Raw genomic sequence first — 1,574 nt, 5'->3', positions numbered from 1 at the left:
GCACCACCTCCGCCTATCTGCGGACCAGGCAGGCGCTGCTCACCGCCCTGGTGCGGCGGTTGGTCGAACTGGACCAGGGGGAGCTGCAGGTCATGGGGGAGGAGCGGGTGGTGGTTCGCTCGGCGGATGAACTGGTCGAGGGGATCCGCGAGTTGATGCGCCACAGGCTGACCGGCGAGGGGCGGCGGCGGTCACTCGCGCGCTACGCCTGTGCGGTGGAGAGCGTGCGCGACCCGGAGCTGCGGGAGATCCTCGTGCCGCGTGAGAACGCGGGGCGGGCCGTGGTCCGCGCCTTCCTCGCCGCCCAGGGCGTCCCCGACCCCGACGGGCGGACCGCCACCCTGCTGGCCTGCATCGACGGGCTGGTCTTCGACCGCCTGGTGGGCGGCGGCGAGACCGGGACGGACGAGATCCAGGGCCTGGTGGTGGCCGCCCTGCGCGGCGCGAGCGGGAGTTAGCCCGTCATGAGCCCGCTCCCTTCGCGAGCTCCAACTCGGCGGCGTAGCCGGCGAGCAGGATGCGGAGGGTGCGGTGGAAGCACTGCTCGGAGTCGAGTCCCTCGCCGGTGGCGAAGGCCTGGGCCAGATGGGGGTAGGTGTCCCGGCCCAGGGCCGCGAACTGCTCGGGTTGCGGTTCGGTGCCCTCGTGATGGGGTGTCTCGCCGACCTCGCCCAGGGTGTGCCCCAGGGTCCACCGGACCACGGAGTTCAGCACATTGAGCGCGTCGGCCGGCGGAACGCCGTCCTCGCACAGCACCGCGATGCCGCGTTCGAGCAGGGCGAGCGCGGTCGGGGTGGCGGCCGGGCGGGTGGCGAGCACGGTGAGCATGGCCGGATGGTCGAGCAGCATCCGGCGCAGGGCGACGGCGAACTCCCGGACCACGTCGGTCCAGGGGCCGCTCGGTTCGGCGAAGAGGTCCCCGGCGGACAGCTCCAGCAGGCGCTCGACCATGCCGTCCAGCAGGGCGGCCTTGCTGGGGACGTAGTAGTAGAGCGTCATGCCCTCGACGCCGAGCGCCGCGCCGAGCTTGCGGTTGGAGAGCGCGGTGAGGCCGTGCTCGTCGACGTAGGCGAGGGCGGCGTCGATGATCTTCTCGCGGGTCAGGCCCGTCCGCGGGCGTGTGCGTCGGCCCGGCATCTGCTCCTCCTGGGTCCTGGGGTGGCCCTGCGGGATGGTCCCCATCGGGCCTTGACGGCTCTTGCAGTGCAAGAAAACAATAGTCGACGTCAGCTTCTTGCACTGCAAGAAATACATTGGGGGAGGACGTCGTGCAGCTCGTCGCCGTCATGGTGCGCAAGCTCAACGAGGGTGTGGAGTACGGGGAGTTCCGCAAGGCCTGGATCCCGGACGAGGTGTTCCCGGACGACCCGCGCACCCGGGTGATCAGCGCAACCGCGCTGGAGGACTCGCGGGAGATCATCACCATCGCGCTCATCGAGGGCGACCACGGGCCGGAGTCCATGCAGGCGTGGATGGAGAAGCTCGGCCCGGTCGAGGAGCGCCGCTTCGAGCGGATCAAGGACATGGTCGGCCCGCCGACGCTGAACGCGGTCTACCACGTGGTCGCCGAGGAC

The 1,574-nt window shown here is 71.0% G+C and carries 3 protein-coding genes; 2 read left to right on the top strand and 1 reads right to left on the bottom strand.

What is annotated here, in order from left to right; all coding sequences use genetic code 11:
- Window positions 1-458 (top strand): TetR/AcrR family transcriptional regulator (locus tag ACFQ87_RS46285; protein WP_380617057.1); only part of this gene is annotated, 458 nt, incomplete at its 5' end.
- Window positions 459-462: 4 nt separating this feature from the next.
- Here ACFQ87_RS46285 and ACFQ87_RS46280 read toward each other — a convergent pair.
- Entirely contained in the window at window positions 463-1,209 is a 747-nt protein-coding gene (locus ACFQ87_RS46280) for a TetR/AcrR family transcriptional regulator C-terminal domain-containing protein (RefSeq protein ID WP_380617056.1), read from the bottom strand.
- Between the two features lie 59 nt (window positions 1,210-1,268).
- On the opposite strand from ACFQ87_RS46280, the gene ACFQ87_RS46275 reads away from it, so the two are divergent.
- Window positions 1,269-1,574: hypothetical protein (locus tag ACFQ87_RS46275; RefSeq protein ID WP_380617055.1), on the top strand; the 306-nt coding region annotated here is incomplete at its 3' end.

Source organism: Kitasatospora sp. NPDC056531, from assembly GCF_042794375.1.
GTDB lineage: Bacteria > Actinomycetota > Actinomycetes > Streptomycetales > Streptomycetaceae > Kitasatospora.
Note: the sequence above shows the minus strand (reverse complement) of the source record. Positions and strands in the feature narration are given on the sequence as shown.